This is a genomic window from Streptomyces sp. NBC_00012 (assembly GCF_045040875.1).
Lineage (GTDB): Bacteria > Actinomycetota > Actinomycetes > Streptomycetales > Streptomycetaceae > Streptomyces.
In genome coordinates this window covers 1,398,333-1,417,422 of the sequence record NZ_CP108309.1, presented here as the reverse complement: position 1 = coordinate 1,417,422, position 19,090 = coordinate 1,398,333, and the positions used below count along the sequence as shown (strand labels likewise).

The 19,090-nt window shown below is 71.9% G+C and carries 15 protein-coding genes; 5 read left to right on the top strand and 10 right to left on the bottom strand.

Translation table 11 applies throughout. From position 1 onward, the window contains the following. Nucleotides 1-14: 14 nt before the first annotated feature. The 7 genes from OHA19_RS06665 to OHA19_RS06635 form a co-directional block, all read right to left on the bottom strand. A complete protein-coding gene (locus tag OHA19_RS06665; RefSeq protein WP_405749665.1) occupies nucleotides 15-2,018 on the bottom strand; it encodes a hypothetical protein in 2,004 nt (667 codons plus the stop codon). Next, entirely contained in the window at nucleotides 2,015-3,208 is a 1,194-nt protein-coding gene (locus OHA19_RS06660; protein WP_405749663.1) for a VWA domain-containing protein, read from the bottom strand. The genes OHA19_RS06665 and OHA19_RS06660 overlap by 4 nt, the downstream gene beginning before the upstream one ends. Next, nucleotides 3,205-5,571: a DUF5682 family protein gene (locus OHA19_RS06655; protein WP_405749661.1), complete on the bottom strand. Its 2,367-nt coding sequence runs from the start codon at nucleotides 5,569-5,571 to the stop codon at nucleotides 3,205-3,207. The genes OHA19_RS06660 and OHA19_RS06655 overlap by 4 nt, the downstream gene beginning before the upstream one ends. Then, nucleotides 5,571-6,701, bottom strand: coding sequence for an AAA family ATPase (locus tag OHA19_RS06650; protein ID WP_405749659.1), 1,131 nt, complete (start codon nucleotides 6,699-6,701; stop codon nucleotides 5,571-5,573). Before OHA19_RS06650 ends, OHA19_RS06655 begins: the two co-directional genes overlap by 1 nt. Beyond that, a complete protein-coding gene (locus OHA19_RS06645; RefSeq protein WP_405749658.1) occupies nucleotides 6,698-10,303 on the bottom strand; it encodes a DUF4132 domain-containing protein in 3,606 nt (1,201 codons plus the stop codon). Before OHA19_RS06645 ends, OHA19_RS06650 begins: the two co-directional genes overlap by 4 nt. Nucleotides 10,304-10,528: 225 nt before the next feature. Beyond that, a complete protein-coding gene (locus tag OHA19_RS06640) occupies nucleotides 10,529-10,972 on the bottom strand; it encodes a hypothetical protein (protein WP_405718817.1) in 444 nt (147 codons plus the stop codon). Beyond that, nucleotides 10,966-11,424 carry an ATP-binding protein gene (locus tag OHA19_RS06635; RefSeq protein ID WP_405718820.1) on the bottom strand — a complete coding sequence of 153 codons (459 nt, stop codon included), beginning with the start codon at nucleotides 11,422-11,424 and terminating at the stop codon, nucleotides 10,966-10,968. Before OHA19_RS06635 ends, OHA19_RS06640 begins: the two co-directional genes overlap by 7 nt. Before the next feature lie 207 nt (nucleotides 11,425-11,631). Between OHA19_RS06635 and OHA19_RS06630 the strand changes: the two genes are divergently transcribed. From OHA19_RS06630 to OHA19_RS06615, 4 genes are all read left to right on the top strand, one after another. Then, a complete protein-coding gene (locus OHA19_RS06630; protein ID WP_405718823.1) occupies nucleotides 11,632-12,492 on the top strand; it encodes a helix-turn-helix domain-containing protein in 861 nt (286 codons plus the stop codon). Beyond that, entirely contained in the window at nucleotides 12,492-12,728 is a 237-nt protein-coding gene (locus OHA19_RS06625; RefSeq protein WP_072485026.1) for a DUF397 domain-containing protein, read from the top strand. Before OHA19_RS06630 ends, OHA19_RS06625 begins: the two co-directional genes overlap by 1 nt. 126 nt (nucleotides 12,729-12,854) lie before the next feature. Beyond that, complete coding sequence (locus OHA19_RS06620; RefSeq protein ID WP_405718826.1) at nucleotides 12,855-13,664, top strand: SAM-dependent methyltransferase; 810 nt, start codon at nucleotides 12,855-12,857, stop codon at nucleotides 13,662-13,664. 197 nt (nucleotides 13,665-13,861) lie between these two features. Next, complete coding sequence (locus OHA19_RS06615) at nucleotides 13,862-14,311, top strand: YchJ family protein (RefSeq protein ID WP_405718829.1); 450 nt, start codon at nucleotides 13,862-13,864, stop codon at nucleotides 14,309-14,311. A 49-nt stretch (nucleotides 14,312-14,360) separates the two neighbouring features. On the opposite strand, the gene OHA19_RS06610 is transcribed toward OHA19_RS06615, so the two are convergent. Together OHA19_RS06610 and OHA19_RS06605 are read right to left on the bottom strand one after the other, a co-directional pair. Then, on the bottom strand, nucleotides 14,361-16,436 hold the full coding sequence (locus tag OHA19_RS06610) for an MDR family MFS transporter (RefSeq protein ID WP_405749656.1): 2,076 nt from the start codon (nucleotides 16,434-16,436) through the stop codon (nucleotides 14,361-14,363). Nucleotides 16,437-16,494: 58 nt separating this feature from the next. Then, nucleotides 16,495-17,322 (bottom strand): hypothetical protein, encoded by an 828-nt coding sequence (locus OHA19_RS06605; protein ID WP_405718834.1) that lies wholly within the window; start codon nucleotides 17,320-17,322, stop codon nucleotides 16,495-16,497. An 80-nt stretch (nucleotides 17,323-17,402) separates the two neighbouring features. On the opposite strand from OHA19_RS06605, the gene OHA19_RS06600 reads away from it, so the two are divergent. Continuing rightward, on the top strand, nucleotides 17,403-18,656 hold the full coding sequence (locus OHA19_RS06600; protein WP_405718836.1) for a cytochrome P450: 1,254 nt from the start codon (nucleotides 17,403-17,405) through the stop codon (nucleotides 18,654-18,656). A gap of 168 nt (nucleotides 18,657-18,824) precedes the next feature. Here OHA19_RS06600 and OHA19_RS06595 read toward each other — a convergent pair whose 3' ends face one another. Beyond that, complete coding sequence (locus OHA19_RS06595; protein ID WP_405718839.1) at nucleotides 18,825-19,088, bottom strand: hypothetical protein; 264 nt, start codon at nucleotides 19,086-19,088, stop codon at nucleotides 18,825-18,827. Nucleotides 19,089-19,090: the final 2 nt, after the last annotated feature.

Here is a 19,090-nt window from a genome sequence, read left to right as displayed (position 1 = left end):
GTCGCGGAATCTGTTCAGCAGGAGCGGAGTTCGCTGCTCACCAGGAGGTGGAGCTGGGCGTCCAGCCACGCCCTCGAACGGGCCGCGAGCGCCTCCTGGGCCGGCAGGGCCCCGTCGTCGAGTGCCTCGACGAAAGCGCGCAGCAGCGTCGCGGCACGCGTCAGGCCGGTCCGGGACAGCGCGGTCGCCGCTTCGCCGATCCGGGTGCGGGCAGGAACGTTCAGATGACGCAGTCCGCTGTGCGGCACCGCCGACATGGCGGATATCGCCTCGTCCAGCGCCGCCGTCAGCGGATCGGACGGTCGTCGCGCCACCGCCGCCAGGGCCGTGGAACCGTCACCCGCGGCGAGATCGGGCACGACCGTCCCCGCCGGGGTGAGCACCCCGAGCGGATCGATCCGCACCCCGCTGCCGGACCGGTGCACCGAACCGCTGATGTGCGTGGCGCCGCCCTCCAGCGCATCGGCCAGGGCGTCCAGCGCACCGGGGCACTCCGGGCGGTACTCCGACGTCACCAGCGCGCGGCCATCCGCCGCATCGCGCACCACGGCTTCGAGCCGTTGTTCGGCGGGGTCGTAACCGACGCTTTCCACCCCGGACAGCGCGACGACATGGACCGCCTCCGCCTCGACCCGCGGCCGGATCAGCCGCGGCGGCCTGCTGCTCCAGCCTTCTGTCAGGGCGGTCAGATTCCGTACCAGCAACGGCTCGGGAAGTTCCGTCCAGGCGGCGCCGACCGGGGTGATGGTTGTCGTGCCGAGCCTGCCCCGGGCGACCGTCAGGGCATGGCTCGGGGTGCGCCGGACGCTCTCGCTGACCAGGCTTCCGGTGGCCAGCGAGGCCAGCGGGGTGGCGAGGACCCGACGGGTGGCCAGCCGGTGCGCAAAGAGCTCCTTGCCCTCGGGGGCCGTCCAGGCCTTGCGCAGTACGAGGACGGTGCCCGCGTTGGGATGGGCGAAGTACACCTGGGAGATCAGTGACTGCCCGGTGCCGCGGACGCGGCAGCCGAGCGAGACCAGCCGGACCCGGCGCAGCGGGGTGTCCCCGGCCTCGCGGGCGCCGAGCACGCCGGGATGCGCGGCGGCCCGCCGCCGGGCGTGCACCTCGGTGAGCAGCGCGGCGACCGACTCCGGGCGGTATTGGGCGGTGCGGTCGGCGTACGCCGTGAGCTGGTCGGCCAGCTCGGCGATCGCGCCCGCGGGCCAGTGCATCGACTCGGCGGTCAGCGCGGCACCGGCACGCGCGAGGGCTCCGCCATGCACCGGTCCGACATGGGCCACGCCTTCCGCCAGCAGCTCGTCCGCCAGCCCGAGCGCCGCGTCGAGCGCGGGCAGTGCCGTGGAAGGCGCGGCGGCACGGCCGCCGACCTGGACGGGTACGGAGCGCTCGCCGGTGCCCGTGGCGTCGGCGGCGCGGAACGCCCACACCGCGAGCGCCAGCACCTCGCCGCGCAGCGCGGCGGCCGCGTCCGTCAACGCGTAGGCGATCTCGCCGGGGACCGGGAAACGCACCGTGCAGGTGGGGAGCTCGACCCGGGGATCGGGGTGATCGGGGGACGGACGGTGCACCACGGCGGCATAACCCCGGTCGAAGGTGCGCCGTGCCGAGGCGACCGGGCGGGTGCCGGCTGCGTCAGTGAGCGCGTCGTCGTCGGTGCTGCCCGGGGACCAGTCGGTGAACGCGGCGGGGGCACTGTCCGGATCGGCCCCGGCGCTGCGCTGATGGGCCAGGACCAGGGCGATGAGATGGCGGCACACGCCCGGCGCGGCGCAGCTGCAGTCGCCCTCGTCCAGGCCGGTGCCGGGCGGCAGCGCCGTGGTGGTGCCGTCGTCGAACCTGGCTCGCACCGTGGTGTCCGGATCGGCCGTCAGGACGGGCACCGTCCCCGCGTCCAGCTCCTTCGTGGCACGTTTGACCAGGCCCCGGTTGGCGAGTGCCGCGAGCGTCTCAGGGGTGAGGGCGAGCAGATCGGGGCGCACGGCGGTGCCGTTCCCCGTAGCGGTCATCGGCTCGGTCATCGGCCCAGCCTCTCGGCGACGAACTCGGCGAGCCGGCCCGGCGTCATCGCCCCGACATGTGCCCCGGCGGCGGCCAGCTTCCCGGCCGTCACCCGGTCGTACTCCGGGTCGGCGTCCTCGTCGAGCGCGGCCAGCCCCAGCACGGTCGAGCCCTGCTCCACCAGCCCCCGCACCGCCCGCACCAGCCGGTACGGGTCGCCGCCCTCGTAGAAGTCGGTGATGAGCGCGACGACGGTGCGCCGCGGGTTCTCCACGAGACCCGCGCCGTACTCCACGGCCCGCGCGATGTCCGTGCCGCCGCCCAGCTGGACCCGCATCAGCAGCTCCACCGGATCGGTCACGTCGGAGGTGAGGTCCACCACCTGGGTGTCGAAGGCGACCAGGTGCGTCTTGAGACCGGGCAGGCCCCACAGACATGCGGCGGTCACCGCGGAGTGGATGACCGATCCGGCCATCGAACCCGACTGGTCGACCAGCAGGATCAGTTGCCACTGCGTCACATGGCGCTGGGTGCGGGAGTGGAAGTGGGCGCGCTCGATGAGGAGACGCCGCTCGGCCGGCTGGTAGTGGGCGAGGTTGGCCTTCACGGTCTGCCGGAAGTCGAAGTCCCTTGCCATCGGGACGCGGCTGGGCTTGCGGGAGCGGGTGCCGTGGAACGCCCGGCGGATCTCCGGCTGGAGTCTGGCCAGGAGCTGTTCGACCACCGACTCGACGATGCGCCGGGCGAGCTGAAGCACCTGTGGGTTCATCAGATGCTTGGTGCGCAGCACGGCGCGCAGCAGCGTCTGGCTCGGCTCGACCCGCTCCAGCACCGCGGGGTCGGTGACGATCTCCTGGATGCCGTACTTCTCGACGGCGTCGCGTTCCAGGCGCTCGATGGTCTCCTTCGGGAAGAGCCGATGGATGTCGTCGAGCCAGTCGACCGCTGTCACCGGTGACGGTCCGTCACCGCCGGTCCGGGGGGCCGAACCGGAACGGCGCACCCCCCGGCGGGTGAGCTCGGGGTCGCGGCCGTAGAGCCAGTCGAGTGCGGCGTCCCGGCCGGCGTCGGCCGGACCCAGCTGTCCGGTGTGCCGCTCGGCGGCGGCGCCGAGGACCAGGCGCCAGCGTTCCAGCCCCGCGTCGGGAGCCGGGCCGGAGCTCTCCTCGGGCCCGGGTGCCCGGCCGGGTGCTTGTTCGGGCGTGGTCATGGGGTGGCTTCCAGTTCGTAGCGGGCCAGCAGTCGGGACACGGACTCCTCCAGGGCGCGGGCCCGGCCCATCAGCAGGGGGTCCGCGGTGGTCCGCAGCAGGGAACGCGAGGAGCCGCGCACCCCGCGCCGTTCCAGCAGGCGGGCGGCGATCCGGTCCCGCTCGCGCGGCGGGAAGAACGTGAACGCCTGACGCAGCGCGGGCAGCCCGGACAGGAACTCGTTGTCGGACAACGCACTGACCAGGCCGTCCAGCACATCGATCAGCGACTCGGCGCCACCGCCCGGCCCATCGCCGTCGTCGCCCACGGCGCCCGTCACCTCGTCGCGGGCGAGCGCGAACAGCCCCGCCAGCCAGTCGCCGAGCGCATCCGTACCGGCCATCGCCACCGTACGCACCGCCTCGGCCGGATTCCCGGAGGCGTCCGGGGATCCCGGGACCCGGCCGAGGGACCGGGCCAGCCCGAACGAGGCCCCGCGCAGATCGATCGGTGCCTTCGGATCCTCCGAGATCCGCCCGGCGATCCCGGCCGCGACCTCCCGGGTGACGGAGAGCAGCTCCGGTGCGTGCAGTACCGCGTCGCGCACCGCGACCACGGCCCGCAGACGGGGGAAGTCCACGCCCGACGAGCCGCGCGCACCCTCCAGGAGCCAGAGCAGCCGCTCGATTGCCCCGTCGATCACCGCGGCGAGCAGCGGACCGCGCGCCATGCCGAAGACCCGGTCGTGCCGCCACAGGCCGAGAGCCGTGGCGAGCACCTCCCCGAGCGGGCCGCTGACCTGCAACTCGCCTACGCAGGAGGAAAGCTCATCGAGCAGCTGCTCCGAGAATCCGTCCATGCCGCACAGCACGGCGTCGAACAGTGCCCTCGCCAGGCCGTCGGCCTCCGTCGCGCCGCTCCGCGTCCGCTCGGCGAGGGCGACGGCCGCCGCCTCCGCCAGAGTGGCCCCGTACGCCCCGGCTTCCACCAGCGCGGCCTCGCGTCCCAGGACGGGCTGTGCCTCCCAGCGCTCGGTGAACACCGGGTCGACGCCGTGCGCGGGACCGGCCGTCCGCACCTGGCCGGGGATCCCCAGCACCCGCAGCCGGTGGAGCACCCGGCTGCGTTCCAGGTCGACGGCGTCCGTCAGATCGAGGCGGTACGTCGCCTCCGGGCCGCCGTCCAGCGCCAGCGCGGCCAGCTGCGCCGCCACGTCGTGGACCAGAGGCGGTGCCGGGGTTTCGGGATGGAGCCGCCCGGTGCGGTCGCCGCCGCAGGCCGCGACCATCTCGACGACCGCGGGATGGGTCCCCGCAGTCAGCGTGCCCCGGCCCGTCCACGGCAGCGGCTGGTCCAGGTCGTCCGTGATCAGGGCGCCCGCCAGGCCGTCCAGCACATCGATCCGCGCGGGGCTCGGATGGCCGCGCAGCGCCGTGAGCCCTTCGGCCAGACTCCGGGCGGCGATCAGACCTGCGGTGGAAACCGGGTACTTCCGCGCCCGCAACCGCTCGACGACCCGCCGGAGCAGTCCGTCCGCCGCGGCCTCGGGGCCCGCCTCCCACACCTGCTGGTAGTAGCCGGGCGACGGCATCCCGGACTGGTACCCGGCGAACGCGTCGAGCTTCCGGAAGGAGTACGGCACCAGGAAGCTCCCGGCCAGGGCGTCGTCCGGCGGGGCCGGCACCACCGGCCACCCGTCCGGGCCCAGCTCCCAGCCGTCGTTCTCCGCACCCTTCCGCGCTCCGGACCCGGCGAGCGCGCGGAGTGCCGGCTGGTGGAAGCCCCCGGTGACCACCAGAACCGGCCGCTCCCCGGCCGCCTCCACCGCCGCCCGCACCCACGCGGCCATGTACGTCTCCCGCGCCCGGTCGCCCTCGTCGGCCTCCGCGTCACCGCGTACCAGCGCGAAGTACGCGTCGAGCCGCTCGGCGAGACCACCGTCCGGCTCGACCTCGAACAGGCGGTCCCACAGGGCGTCGGAGGAGTCCACCGCGAACCGCCGGCACAGCCGCTCCGTCGCCTCCGCGTAACGGGCCTCCGCGTCGGCGTAGCGGTTGGTGCGCTCGGCGAACGCCGGATGCCAGGCCGGCAGATCGATGAACCGGACCTCCGCCCCGGCGGCCCGCCCCGCCCGCAGCGCGACCCACTCCGGCGAGTAGTCGCACAGCGGGGCCCAGGACGTCGCGGCCCGCTGCCCGTCGCGGTAGTGGCTGAACACCGCGACCGGCAGCTCGTGCCCGAGCAGCAGCTCGTCCAGCCGGTCGTTCATCTCGGCGGGACCCTCGATCAGCACCTGGGCGGGCCGGAGCCCCGCGACGGTCCGCTCGACGAGCCGTGCGCAGGCGGGGGAGTGGTGACGCACCCCCAGGAACACCGCGGACATCAGTCGGCCAGCAGATGGCGTGCGTCGTGCAGGGCCTTCCACTGCGGTCCGCGACGGTGCGGCACCTGCTGTTCCAGATAGCGGCGCAGCCGGGCCAGGTCCTCGGGGCTGTCCTTCGCCGCGGTACCGGCCAGGCACGCCACCACATCGGCGGCACTGCCCGGCTCGCCGCGCAGGAACCAGCCGCGCACCCCCACGGCGTGGGCGACGGACACGGCCTCCGCCGTGCTCATCACCGCCGACGGGCGGTCCGAACCGGCGCCGCCCTTCTCCCCGGCCCCCGCACGCAGCTCCCGGAACGTCCCGACCAGGACCTCCAGAACATCCCGGTCCGGCGGCGGCTCCACCCCCGAGCGCCGCAGCAGGGTCGTCACCTCGGCCTCGACCAGAGCCAGTTCGGTGTCCAGGTCGGGGATCGGGAAGACCGTCTCGAAATTGAACCGCCGCTTGAGCGCCGCACTCATCTCGTTGACGCCCCGGTCCCGGGTGTTGGCGGTGGCGATCACATTGAAGCCCTGCCGGGCGAAGACCATGCCGTCCGGCCCGGTCAGCTCGGGGATGGCCACCACCCGCTCGGAGAGCAGCGACAACAGCGAGTCCTGTACCTCCAGCGGACAGCGGGTGATCTCCTCGAACCGGACGAGCCTGCCCTCCGCCATGCCGCGCAGCATCGGGGCCGGAACGAGCGACTGGGGCGAGGGCCCCTCGGCGACCAGCAGCGCGTAGTTCCAGCCGTACTTGATCTGGTCCTCGGTGGTGGCCGCGCCACCCTGCACCGTCAGCGTCGAGTCGCCGCTGACCGCCGCCGCGATCAGCTCGGAGAGCAGCGACTTGGCGGTACCCGGTTCGCCGACCAGCATCAGCCCACGGCTCGTCGCCAGTGTCACCAGTGCCCGTTCCACCAGCGAGGGATTGCCGACGAACTTCCGGCCGATGCCTGTGTCCGCGTCACCGATGATGAACCGGCGGGCCGCCCGCAGGCTCAGCTCCCAGCCCGGCGGACGAGGATCACGGTCGTCCGCCCGCAGCGTCGCCAGCTCCTCGGCGTACCGCACCTCGGCCGGCGGCCGCTGCACCGGCTCCGCCCCGCCGCCCGGCGCTCCGGCACGGGTCTCCTCCCTCGTGGTCATGGTGCGACACCCTCGGTGAGTTCGGCCAGGTCACCCAGGAACTCGGACACGGTCACCGCGTCCAGTCCGGTGAAGCGGAGCTGATATTCGCCCCGCCTCCAGTGATCGTCGGGCCGGCTGTCGAGCCAGACCGTCTCCAGGGTCTGGTCGGGGAACATGTCGACCACGCCGACCGCGATGCCCGGGTCCAACGCGATCACGAGATAGCGGTCGTCGCTCAGGCGCTTGGAGATCCAGCGTTCCACCCCGGCGTCCTGCGGCACCCCACGCTCCCAGCCGCGCCGCTGCAGCCCGAGAATCTTTCCGACCGGAACCTTGAGTCCCTCGAACCGGGTGAGCCGGTATTCGTCGGTCTCCTTCTCAAAGAGCGCGAGCACGCTCCGCCCGAGCTGCGGGAACGGCTGCAGGATCTCGTAGTCGGCGAACAGCTCGGACCAGGAAGCCAGTTCGTCGCCGAGGTGCAAGGGGTGCGCGAGCCGCACCGTCGCGTCATCGGCCAGGACGAAGACATCGTCCTCCGCGTCGGCGAACGTCCGGTCCTCCGCCACCCGGAACGCGGTGCCCGGCGCGTCCTTCGTCCCGCTCAGCCACACCAGCCGGCGCACCAGGTGCCACAGCAACGGATGCCCGACGAACAGCTCCTGGAACTCCCGGGCCGTCCAGGAACGACCGGTCACCATCGCGGCCTCCAGACGCCGCACCTGGTCGGAGGCGATCGTCCGGACATCCTTCTTGAGCGCCATGAACCGCTTGCGCTCCGCCGGGGCGAGCTCCTCGTCGTCGCGGGCGCCCGGCTTGGGCAGGTCCTTGCGGCGCTTGCCGTCACCGTCCAGCACGTACGGGCGCAACTGCTCATCGAAACCGACCGTGAACGAACGGGTGCCGTAGTCGATGACCGTCGAACCGTCCGCGTCCAGCGCGAGGTCGGGTACCAGACGGTCGGAGAGCTGTTCCCCGGTCAGCCCCAGACCTGCGGCCACCTCGGCGATCTTCTCCCCGGCCCGTACCTTGAGCGCCTTGAACTTCACCCGCTGCGAGATGCCGTGCAGATGCAGCAGCGCCACATCGCTGCCGATGGCGGCCAGCACGTCGAGGCCCTCGACGGCCCGGTGGTGCGCCGACTCACCGGGCCAGGACCGGATCACCGGAGTGAGCCGACGGACCGTCTCGTCATCGCCCAGCAGCCCCAGCGCGTGCAGTGCCCACGACTCCTTCGCCGGCATGTTCGCCAGTCGCCACTGCTCGAAGAGGCCCCAGGCGAACTCGGCGAGGGAGGCGGCTTCGGCCGTTTCGGTCAGCGAAGCGATTCCCGGGTACACCTCATCGGGCTTCGACAGCGCCAGCATCGTCAGGGCGTGGCGCACCGCCGCCACCGGCAGCGCACCGCCGGACCGGACCGTGATCTGCGGCAGCACCGAGGGCTCCGCCCAGCCCGGCAGCACCGGCATCCTGGCGGGCAGCGCCCGCTCCAGCGGGTCGGCGGCCAGCAGCTCGTCCACCGCTGCCGCGGCCTCGGCGCCGTACGCCCGCGCGGCCTCGCGCACCACCTCGTCGCCGTGCGTCGTGGCGATCGACGTCAGCGCCTGCTCGGCGGCGTTCCGGGCGGCGCCCGCCTTGCCCACGGCGGTCGGCACCAGGAGCGGGGCGGCCGCCGCACCGTGCCGGGCGAACCAGGCGCGGGCGGTCGAGGCGGTGGACTTGAGCCGCACCGACCAGTCCGCCATGTGCCGGGCGACGTCCGCGTCGACGAACGGGAGCAGCAGCGGCGCGAGCGCGCTCGGCTGCCTGGGCACGGCGCGCAGCAGCATCGGCAGCGCGGCCAGGCCGAAACGCGCGGCGACCGGCTTGAGCGTGTCCTCGCCGTCCCACAGATCGGTCGGGTTCCAGTTGGCGAGCAGCGGGGCGACCACTTCCTCGTCGCCGTGGACGAACACCCATGCCGGTCGCAGATCCTCCACGGCCGGACCGTGACGCAGGTCGTCGATGTACTCGTCCATGCCGTCGTTGTCGCGCTTGCGCGTGTACCAGGAGGAGGTGGCCGCCCAGGCGGCCTGCTCCTCGGGCAGCCATTCCAGCATCGACTCGGCAACCGCGGTCAGCCCGGTCACGGGCTTGGCCCTGACAGTGGTGCGGGGCCGGGACCACGGCGGAGCCGTCAGCACGGCCGGCAGGGCGTCCATCGGTGCGTCGGCGATCAGATCCACCGGATTGAGCAGCGGCTCGACGATCTCCACGGCCTCGGGGCCGAGATCGCCGAGCGCCAGTGACACCACCTCGCGGTGCGCACCGACATGACCCCGCAGCAGCTGCAAGGACAGCGAAGCCGCTGCAGAACCGCCGCCCGCCCCGGCGGCCAGCAGCCGCACCGCCCGCACCGGATAGCGGCGCATGGCTTCGAGGAGCGAGGGGCGGACGTGCTTGGAGTCCGCATGCGCCAGCAGGCCGAGGAAGGCCTCGTCCGTGGGCAGTTCCACCAGGCAGCCGGCGGCGAGCTTCACGCTGTCCGAGTAGTAGTGGTTGTCGTCGAGCGAGTCGGCCAGCGCCGGGGCGATGGCCGCGCCGACGCCCTCGGCGACCGTGGCGATGGTCGCGACACCGAGGGTGTAGTTCGGGCGGTAGGGCAGCAGCGCCAGCTGGTCGGCCGAGTACAGCGAGCTGAACACCATGGCACGCAGTGTGTGGTTCTGCTCCGCGTGCACCGCCGGGTCGGCGCAGAGGTCGTCGACCCAGCCGGTCTCACTCGGAACCAGGTAGGAGACGATGATCCTGCGCAGGGTGTCGGTGCGGCACTCCGCCAGCGCCTCGACCGCCGCCCGGTAGGTGGCTTCGTCGGCTGCTGCGAGCAGTGCACGGACCCGGTCGATCGGCGATCGGTGATGCCCGGCCCAGTACTGGTGGCGCGGGCCCGGGAGCGCCATCAGCTGGGGCGCGCCCCGCTTCAGGCCGCTCTGCTGCCAGGTGGCGTCGACCGAGAACACCTCCGTCGCGGCCCGTGCGGCGAACGGGAGGCCGTAGCGCTCGGTCCAGAAGTCCGCCCAGCCCGGAGTATCGGCGATCGCGTTCAGTGCGGCCGCACCGGCCGGTGTGGGGTCTCCGTCGAGGTGTGCGCGCAGCGCTTCGGCCACCACCGTGTCCGAGCGCGGCGAGTCCGCGAATTCCTCGAACCAGGCCGCGTCTTCAGCGAGCCTGGCCTCGATCGCGTCGACCGCGTCCCGGCGGACCTTGGACCCGCGGCGCACTCCGCCGCGCCGTGGGTGGAGCACCCGCTTCCAGTTGTCGGGCAGCGTGAAGGTGTCCTCGTCGGGGAGAACGGGCGCGTCAGGGGCGGTGGCGTCCCCTGCCGGAACCGCGTCGGGGGTGGTCGCGGCGTCCGGAGCAGCGGGGGCCGAGGCGGACGACCCGACCTCGCGGTATCCCTTCTTCTCCTTCTCCGCGATCGTCTTCACGACCTGGGCGGCAGCGGCCTCGGCCGACGCGTACTCCTTGGTCTGCGTACGTCCGTCGCTTCCGCACCGCCCGTAGCGCACCGTCACCGCGGTGCCCTCCGCCTCGGTCTCCCAGAACTTCGACGCAGTGCCCTCGACATACTCCCAGCGGCGCACAGCTCCGCCCCTTCCCACCCGCAGCCCGCTCCACCGCGGGCTTTTCGATCAGTGGTGCCACAGTAGAACGGAGCACTGACAACGCAGCGTGACCGGGATGTCCTGCGGGTGAATCCGCAGGTCAACTGCTGGCTCGGGGGCCAGCGGGGGCTGCACGGCTCCGGACGGTGACGAGCGGCCGTCACTCGGGCCGCACCGGAGAACCCGGTGACGCGCCCGGCCGTGTCAGGGCGCGGAGACGGCGCGCTCGCCGCCGGACGGCGCCCAGGACGGCGCGACGCCGGTGACCTGGCACACCATCAGGAAGAGCGGGATGGGCGGGGTGTAGGGCGTGCGGTTGTCGGGCTGGTGGATCAGGCGGGGCCGGACCGCGGGGACGTAAGCCCCCTTCGCGTAGAAGGCCTGCGCGGGCCAGTCCAGATCGAGGTCGGAGCCCGCGGGCACGACCCACCACCAGCGCTCGGCGTCCGCGAAGACGCAGCCGGTGCGCGGCAGGTGGGACATCAGGCGGAAGCCGTACCGGGCCGGCACCCCCACCGCGTCGCAGCCCAGGCTCGCCGACAGGGCGGGCGGCAGCGGCAGCGGCACCGTGCCAGCCACGCCGGAGGCGGGCCGCAGCTCACCGGGACGGCGCGTGCCGAGCAGATGGGACATCGCGTTCTTCAGCATGGCCGCTCCGAGCCGTGCGGCAGTTCCGCCCAGACGATCCGGCCCGAGCCGTTGCCCGCGTCGCGGGAACCCCAGGAACTGGACATCGCGTCGACGAGCAGCAGGCCGCGTCCGTGTTCGTCATCGGCGGTACGGCACAGCTGCGGCCCGCCGGGCTGGTGTCCCTGGTCCTGCACGGCTATCCGCAGCCGTCTGTCGAGGCAGCGCAGCTCGCACACGACGCGAGCGCTCATGGTGTGCACGACCGCGTTGGTGACCAGTTCGGAAACGATCAGGATCGCCGAGTCATGGGCGTCCGCGTCGAGCTGCCACAGGTCGAGCCGGGCCCGGGTCAGCCGCCGTGCACCGGCCACCGATTCGGGGTGCGCGGGCAGGGCGAAGCAGTACCGGAGCGCCTCCGTCCCGGGACTGAGATCCATGAGCCGGGGGATGAGCGCACTGCCAGGTGCCACAACCGATTCCTCACAGTGGGGGCTGCGTCACGCTCCGCGCACTCACGTGAATGAGGGCGGCCGCGACATCGTGAACTGGTTCACTCACCAACTCTCCCCCTGTCGTGAACACTTGGCAAGAGGCACTCTGAAAATTTCAGAGTGGCTGTGTTCTGGTCGGCCCGCGCATGGCACACTGCTCAAAAACAGCGCATGGGGAGGTCTGAAGTGAGCGAACCGCGGTCCGCCCCGACCGTGGGTCAGGTCGTTCTCGGCAAGCGCCTGCAGGATCTGCGGGAGCGCGTCGGCCTGAGCCGTGACCAGGCTGCCAAGGTGCTGCGGGTCGCACCTGCGACGATACGCAGGATGGAGACCGCCGAGGTCGCTCTCAAGATCCCCTATGTACAGATGCTGCTGAAGGCCTACGGGGTCTCAGACGACGAGGCCGACGCCTTCGTCGAGCTCGCCGAGGAGGCCAACAAACCGGGCTGGTGGCAGCGGTTCCACGACGTGCTGCCCGACTGGTTCAGTATGTACGTCAGCCTGGAGGGCGCCGCGAGCCTGCTGCGCATGTACGAGCCGCATTTCGTCCCCGGACTGCTGCAGACCGAGGACTACGCGCGCTCGGTGATGCGCACCGGCGCCGTGGGCCAGACCAGACCCGAGGACATAGAGCGCCACGTGGCACTGCGGATGCAGCGCCAGTCCCTGCTGACGCGGCCGGACGCCCCGAAGCTGTGGGTGGTGATGGACGAGACGGTGCTGCGCCGCCCCGTCGGCAGCGTCGAGGCCATGCGGAAGCAGATCGACCGGCTGCTCGAAGCGACCGAGATGCCGCATGTGACGCTGCAGATCGCGGAATTCTCGACGGGACACCACCCGGGCACCTACGGCCCGTTCGTCCTCTTCCGCTTCGGTGTCCCCGAACTCCCCGACATGGTCTACAGCGAGTACCTGACCGGTGCCGTCTACTTCGACGCGCGCCCCGAGGTGGCCTCCTACCTCGAAGTCATGGACCGCATGGCGGCTCAGGCCGCAACTGCACAACGCACGAAGGAAATCCTCCGGGACTTCCGCAAGGAGCTGTGATGGATCCCATATACAACGGCATGCCGGCCGCCGAACTCGGCTCCGAGGGCTGGCACAAGCCGTGGAGCGGTGGGAACGGGGGCAATTGCGTCGAAGCGATGAAGCTGTCCGACGGCAGAATCGCCGTACGCCAGTCCGCCGACCCGGACGGCCCGGCTCTGATCTACACTCCGCGCGAGATCGCCGCCTTCATCCAGGGCGCCAAGTCCGGGCAGGCGGACTTCCTGCTCACCTGATCCGCGGCCTCCCGCCCGGCCCGGCCCCACATCCGGACCGGCTTTCTTGTCCGAACCCGCGGCGCCGGAGCCGTCCCGGCCCCAGACTCTTGTTGTTCGCCGACCTCTGGACCCATGGAGCGCGCTATGACCGGGCACGACCCTCGAGCCATCGAGATCGACACCACCAAGCCTCATCCCGCCCGGATGTACGACTGGTTCCTCGGCGGCAAGGACAACTACCCGGTCGACGAAGAGATGGCCCGGCAGTTGCTCGCCCTCGATGCCCGGGGGCGGGACATGGCCCGGGTGAACCGCGCCTTCATGCACCGGGCCACCCGATGGCTCGCCGAGAACGGCATCCGCCAGTTCCTCGACATCGGCACCGGCATACCGACCGAGCCGAACCTCCATCAGATCGCCCAGCAGACCGCCCCGGACGCGCGCATCGTCTACTGCGACAACGACCCGATCGTCCTCGCCCACGCGGCGGCCCTGCTGCGCTCCAGCCCGCAGGGCGCCACCGAGTACATCCAGGCCGACGCCCGCAAGCCGGAAGCCATCCTCGAAGAGGCCGGCAGGGTGCTCGACTTCGACAAGCCGATCGCCCTGTCGCTCCTCGCCCTGCTGCACTTCCTGGACGACGAGGACGGCGCGGCCGAACTCGTCGACCGTCTCGTCGAGCGGCTCGCCCCCGGCAGCTATCTGGTGCTCTCGCACACCACCGGGGACTTCGACCCCGAGCGTGCGGCGGAGGCGTCCGCGATGTACCGGGCCCGGGGGATGACACTGTGTCTGCGCTCCCACGCAGAGGTCACAGCTTTCTTCGACGGCCTCGAACTCGTCGAGCCGGGGGTGTCGCTCTCCGCGGACTGGCACCCGGAGCTCGGCGAGGCGGTCGAGGTCGCCGGCGGCGAGCCGATCCCCGGCTACGCGGGCGTCGCCCGAAAGCCCTGACCTCGTTCTCCTGGTCCGGCCCGATCCGTCCCGATCCGGAGCAGGGGCCCCGGCCACCACTCACCGTCGGCCTCCGCCGCCCGTCACGGTGACGCGTCCGGCAGGACCCGCCGCGTTCAGCCCCCCGGCTCATGGCCGGTCGTCGCGTCGACATGACCGGGGACCTCGTCGTGCCCGTCGCAGGTCACAATGGACGTATGTCACGACGCACGAAACGACCGGGACGGCCCGCCCCCGCCGCAGCACGCACCCCCGCGGTCACCGCGGACTCGCCGTGCCCGTGCGGACTGCCCGCCACGTATGCGGACTGCTGCGGCCGACTGCACGCCGGTACCGCCGCCGCGCCGACCTGCGAGTCGCTGATGCGCTCCCGGTACGCCGCCTTCGTCGTCCGGGACGAGGGGTACCTGCTGCGCACCTGGCACCCCGACACCCGGCCGCCCGCCGTCGACTTCGACCCCGGGATGCGATGGGTGCGCCTGGAGGTGCTGGAGACGACGGACGGCAGCCCGTTCCACACCACGGGCACGGTCACCTTCCGCGCGCACTACACGGACAACGGGCGGCCGGACTCGCTCCACGAGAAGAGCCGCTTCGTCCGGCACGAAGGCGCCTGGGTGTACGCGACCGCGGTCTTCGTCGACTGACGCCCGATGCCTGACGCCCGACGCCCACGGGTGCGGTGGCCCGGTCCGCTCAGGCCGCGGCCCCGGCCAGGGCCCTCTCCGGCGGAAGATCCTGCGCCAGGTCCTCCGCCAGCAGCCGTTTGGCGATCACGTCGACCGCCGCCCGCAGCTGACGGTCGTCCGGGCGTGCCCCGTGCTCGTCCAGGCGCTCATTGAGCCAGCGCGCCCAGGCGTCGGTGATCGCCGCGGCCTCCCGGCTCCCGGCGGCGGTGTGCGTGAACACATGACCGTCGCCGGTGAGATAGCCCTCCTCGATCATCCGGTCGAAGACCGGCACCAGCACCTCGGGCGGCAGCCGGTGCCGGGTCGCGATCAGCCGCAGACCCGCGTGGCCCACCATGCGGGTGAACAGCTCGACCTGCATCACCGCCCAGGCGCCCGCCATGTCCAGCCGGGTGTCCGAGTCCGCGACGATCCGCCGGGCCGTGTCCGGGCCCGCTCCGTGCAGGATCTTGGCCACGGCGAATTCGAGCAGCTGGGCCGAGTCGCCGGTGCCGGGCTGGGCGAAGCCCTCGCCCATGTCCGTGGAGCCGACCCGGGCGGTGTCCCGCAGCTTCACCTGCTTCAGGAAGAGAGCGACGACGAACCCCAGCACCGCGACCGGCACCGTCCACAGGAACACGGTGTGCAGCGTGTCCGCGTAAGCCTGGGCCAGCGGCGCGGACTGCGCGGGGGGAAGCCCGTGCAGTCCCGCCGGGCTCTGTGCGGCCTTCGCCAGGGTCGCGGGGTCGCCGCCGGCCCGCGCCGCCGCCGCGACGCCGTCGGTGAGATTGGGCTTCAGAGCGTTGGCGTAGATCGTGCCGAAGACCGCCGTGCCGAAGGAACTGCCGAGCGTACGGAAGAACGTCACGCCCGATGTCGCCGTACCCAGGTCCGCGTAGTCGACCGTGTTCTGTACGGCGATCGTCAGCACCTGCATGGCCAGACCGATACCGGTGCCGAGCACCAGCATGTACAGCGACTCCAGCCACACCCCGGTGTCGGGGCCCATCCGGGAGAGGAGGTAGAGCCCCACCGCCATGACCAGCGAGCCCACGATGGGGAAGATCCGGTACTGGCCCGTCTTGGAGACCACGTTGCCGCTGAAGATCGAGGCGACGAGCAGCCCGAGGACCATCGGCAGCGTTCGCACGCCCGACAGGGTCGCCGAGTCCCCGTCCACGTACTGCAGATAGGTCGGCAGGAAGATCATCGCGCCGAGCATCGCGAAGCCCACGATGAAGCTCAGGACCGAGCAGACGGTGAACACCGGATTCCGGAAGAGCCGCATCGGCAGCATCGGCTCCTGCGCCCGGAACTCCACGAGGCAGAACAGCGCCAGCGCGGCCAGACCGCCCACGAAGAGACCGAGGATGACGGGCGAGCCCCACGCGTACTCGTTGCCGCCCCAGCTCGTCGCCAGGATCAGCGCGCTCGCGCCGACCGTGACCATCGCGATGCCCAGATAGTCGATGACGGGCCGGCCGGCGGCCTTGGCCGACGGGATCGTCCGGGCCGCGGCGATGACCACCACGATCGCGATCGGCACATTGACGTAGAACGCCCAGCGCCAGCTCAGATGGTCGGTGAAGAGCCCGCCGAGCAGCGGCCCGATCACCGTCGACACCCCGAAGACGGCGCCGATCGCGCCCTGGTACTTGCCGCGTTCGCGCAACGGGATCACATCGGCGATCAGCGCCATCGAGGTGACCATCAGTCCGCCGGCCCCGATGCCCTGCAGTCCGCGCCAGACGATCAGCAGCGTCATGTTGGTCGCGAGCCCGCAGAGGAACGAGCCGGTGATGAAGATGATCGCCGACAGCTGGAAGATGATCTTCCGGCCGAACAGGTCGCCGAACTTGCCCACCAGGACCGTCGCCACCGTCTCCGCGAGCAGATACGCGGTCACCACCCAGGACATATGGGCGGCGCCGCCGAGATCCGAGACGATCGTCGGCAGCGCGGTGCCGACGATCGTCTGGTCCAGGGCGGCCAGCAGGATCCCCAGCACGATCGTCGCGAAGACGATGTTCCGGCGGCGCGGATCGAGTACGGGCGGCGCGGCGGCACTCTGCGCGACGGTGGCGGTCTCGCTGGCAGTGGTCACGCTTGCACCCTCACACCGCCCCGCCCCTCCCGCATGTGGGGGACGGCCGGACGGGTCGTCAGGCCAGCAGATCCCGTACGGAAGCCTTCATCCTGGTCACGAAGGCCTCCCGTACGGGTTCCGCCACCAGGTCCAGCGAGAGATAGGGATTGAGGTCCTCCAACTCGACGAGCAGCAGCTCGCCCCGCGCGGTCCGGCAGGCGTCGACCCGCTGGATGCCGTGGTCGAGGGTGTTCCACTCCACGAAGCCGCGGGCGAACGCCAGATCCGCGGCGTCCGGCACGTACGGCTCCAGCACCCAGCGCCGCTCAGGGTCCGGTGCGTACAGCGCGTACTGGAAGTCGTGGTCGATGAAGTAGAAGGACACCTCGTAGCGGAAGTCGATCCGGGGCTGGACGAGCATCGTGCCGTCCTCGCCCTCCCGCAGCGCGGCCTCCCGCACGAACCGCAGCCCGGCCGAGTCCGCCCCCAGCTTCGGCTTGACCACGTACTCGGGTGCCTCGGGAAGCATCCCCAGGTCGGCGGCCCGGTCCACCGTGGGGATCACCGGGTGTCCGGCCCGGCTCAGATCGACCAGGTACTGCTTGCCCGCCATGTCCCCCCGGCCGTGCAACGGGTTGTAGACCGGGGTGCCCAGTTCCCGCGCCCGTGCGCGGAACGCGTCGTACGCCTCCTGGTAATGGAGCACCGGACCACTGTTGCGTATGACGACCGTGTCGAAGCCGTCCAGCAGCGCGGCGGCGTCCCGGGGGTGACAGAGCGCGACGTCGAACTCCTCCCGCAGCCGCGCGGTCAGCTGGATGTCCTCGTCGCAGTAGCGGCGGCCACGCGCCTCGTAGGCGAGGTCGGTGACGAACAGGACGGACGGTCGTGGGCCGGTGGGCATGGCGTTCCCCCAGGGGGTGTGTCGGTGGACAGCTGATCAATAACCTTGACGGCGTTGCCCGTTCACGACCCTGGAGCGTCATGACGTCTGCCCCGCACGAGCCGGCCGCATCGCAATCGCCGTCGCCGCCCGACATTCTCTCGCCCGCCTTCGCGGCCGATCCCTACGGGGCGTACCGGATCATGCGCGAGAGCGCGCCGCTGATCCGGCACGAGGCCACGAACAGTTACATCATCTCCCGGTACGAGGACGTGGAGCGGGTCTTCAAGGACCGGGCGGGGGAGTTCACCACCGACAACTACGACTGGCAGATCGAACCCGTCCACGGCCGGACGATCCTCCAGCTCAGCGGCCGTGAGCACGCCGTCCGCCGGGCCCTGGTCGCCCCCGCCTTCCGGGGCACGGACCTCCAGGAGAAGTTCCTGCCGGTCATCGAGCGCAACGCGCGCGAGCTGATCGACACCTTCCGGCACACCGGAGAGGCCGATCTCGTCGACGCCTTCGCGACCCGCTTCCCGGTCCTCGTCATCGCCGACATGCTGGGCCTGGACCGGGCGGACCACGACCGTTTCCACGGCTGGTACACCACCGTCATCGCCTTCCTCGGCAATCTGGCGGGCGACCCGGAGGTGGCCGCGGCCGGTGAGCGGACCCGCCGTGAGTTCGCCGATCACATGATCCCGGTCATCCGGCGGCGCCGGGACGAGCCGGGCGACGACCTGCTCTCGGCGCTCTGCGCCGCAGAGGTCGACGGGGTACGGATGAGCGACGAGGACATCAAGGCATTCTGCAGCCTGCTGCTCGCGGCGGGCGGCGAGACCACCGACAAGGCCATCGCCTCGGTCTTCGCCAATCTGCTCACCCACCCCGAGCAGCTCGCCGCGGTACGGGAGGACCGCGGCCTCATCGACCGGGCTTTCGCCGAGACCCTGCGCCACACCCCGCCGGTCCACATGATCATGCGCCAGACCGCGAAGGAGGTGGGGCTCAGCGGCGGTACGGTCCCGGCGGGTGCCACCGTCACCTGTCTGATCGGCTCCGCCAACCGCGACGGGTCGCGCTACCGCGATCCCGACCGGTTTGACATCTTCCGCACCGACCTGACCAGCACCACCGCCTTCTCGGCGGCCGCCGACCACCTGGCGTTCGCACTCGGGCGGCACTTCTGCGTCGGTGCGCTGCTGGCCAGGGCGGAGGTGGAGACGGGGGTGAACCAACTGCTCGACGCGATGCCCGGTCTACGGCTCGCGGACGGCTTCACCCCCACCGAGCACGGCGTCTTCACCCGGGGCCCGCGGTCGCTGCCGGTGCGGTTCACCCCGGTCGCCGGCTGAGACCGGGGCCCGTTCGGGATCGGCCGGCGGACGCGGTGGTCAGCGGATGCGGCGACCGGAGATGAGGGTGTGGCGCCCGGGAGATGCGGATGTGGCGACCGGAGATCGCGAACGCGATCGACTGGTTCCCGATCACGGGCCGGCGCAGGACGGATGCGGCGGAGGGCGTCACCAGGCGCTGCTGGGGCGCACCGCGAGCCGGGGGTGATGGGCGGCGAGGATCTTGTTGGCGCGGGCCAGTTCGGAGAGCGCCTGCTCGCGGTCGGCCCGGTCCTCGTCGCAGAGTCGCGGACCGCGGAACCTGCGCACCTCGCGCGCGGCGCAGTCGGCGTCGAATTCCGCCTGGAGGATGTGCGGCGGGATGCAGGACCCGATCAGTGCGGCAACCCGGTCCGGGATCGGCACAGGGACGAGGAGGTGCGAGGCGGTCATGG

Bases quoted from the DNA above. Each gene is read 5' to 3' on its own strand.
- OHA19_RS06665 (WP_405749665.1), bottom strand. From the start codon at position 2,018: ATGACCGAGCCGATGACCGCTACGGGGAACGGCACCGCCGTGCGCCCC.
- OHA19_RS06660 (WP_405749663.1), bottom strand. From the start codon at position 3,208: ATGACCACGCCCGAACAAGCACCCGGCCGGGCACCCGGGCCCGAGGAG.
- OHA19_RS06655 (WP_405749661.1), bottom strand. From the start codon at position 5,571: ATGTCCGCGGTGTTCCTGGGGGTGCGTCACCACTCCCCCGCCTGCGCA.
- OHA19_RS06650 (WP_405749659.1), bottom strand. From the start codon at position 6,701: ATGACCACGAGGGAGGAGACCCGTGCCGGAGCGCCGGGCGGCGGGGCG.
- OHA19_RS06640 (WP_405718817.1), bottom strand. From the start codon at position 10,972: ATGCTGAAGAACGCGATGTCCCATCTGCTCGGCACGCGCCGTCCCGGT.
- OHA19_RS06625 (WP_072485026.1), top strand. From the start codon at position 12,492: ATGGATCCCATATACAACGGCATGCCGGCCGCCGAACTCGGCTCCGAG.
- OHA19_RS06620 (WP_405718826.1), top strand. From the start codon at position 12,855: ATGACCGGGCACGACCCTCGAGCCATCGAGATCGACACCACCAAGCCT.
- OHA19_RS06615 (WP_405718829.1), top strand. From the start codon at position 13,862: ATGTCACGACGCACGAAACGACCGGGACGGCCCGCCCCCGCCGCAGCA.
- OHA19_RS06605 (WP_405718834.1), bottom strand. From the start codon at position 17,322: ATGCCCACCGGCCCACGACCGTCCGTCCTGTTCGTCACCGACCTCGCC.
- OHA19_RS06600 (WP_405718836.1), top strand. From the start codon at position 17,403: ATGACGTCTGCCCCGCACGAGCCGGCCGCATCGCAATCGCCGTCGCCG.
- OHA19_RS06595 (WP_405718839.1), bottom strand. From the start codon at position 19,088: ATGACCGCCTCGCACCTCCTCGTCCCTGTGCCGATCCCGGACCGGGTT.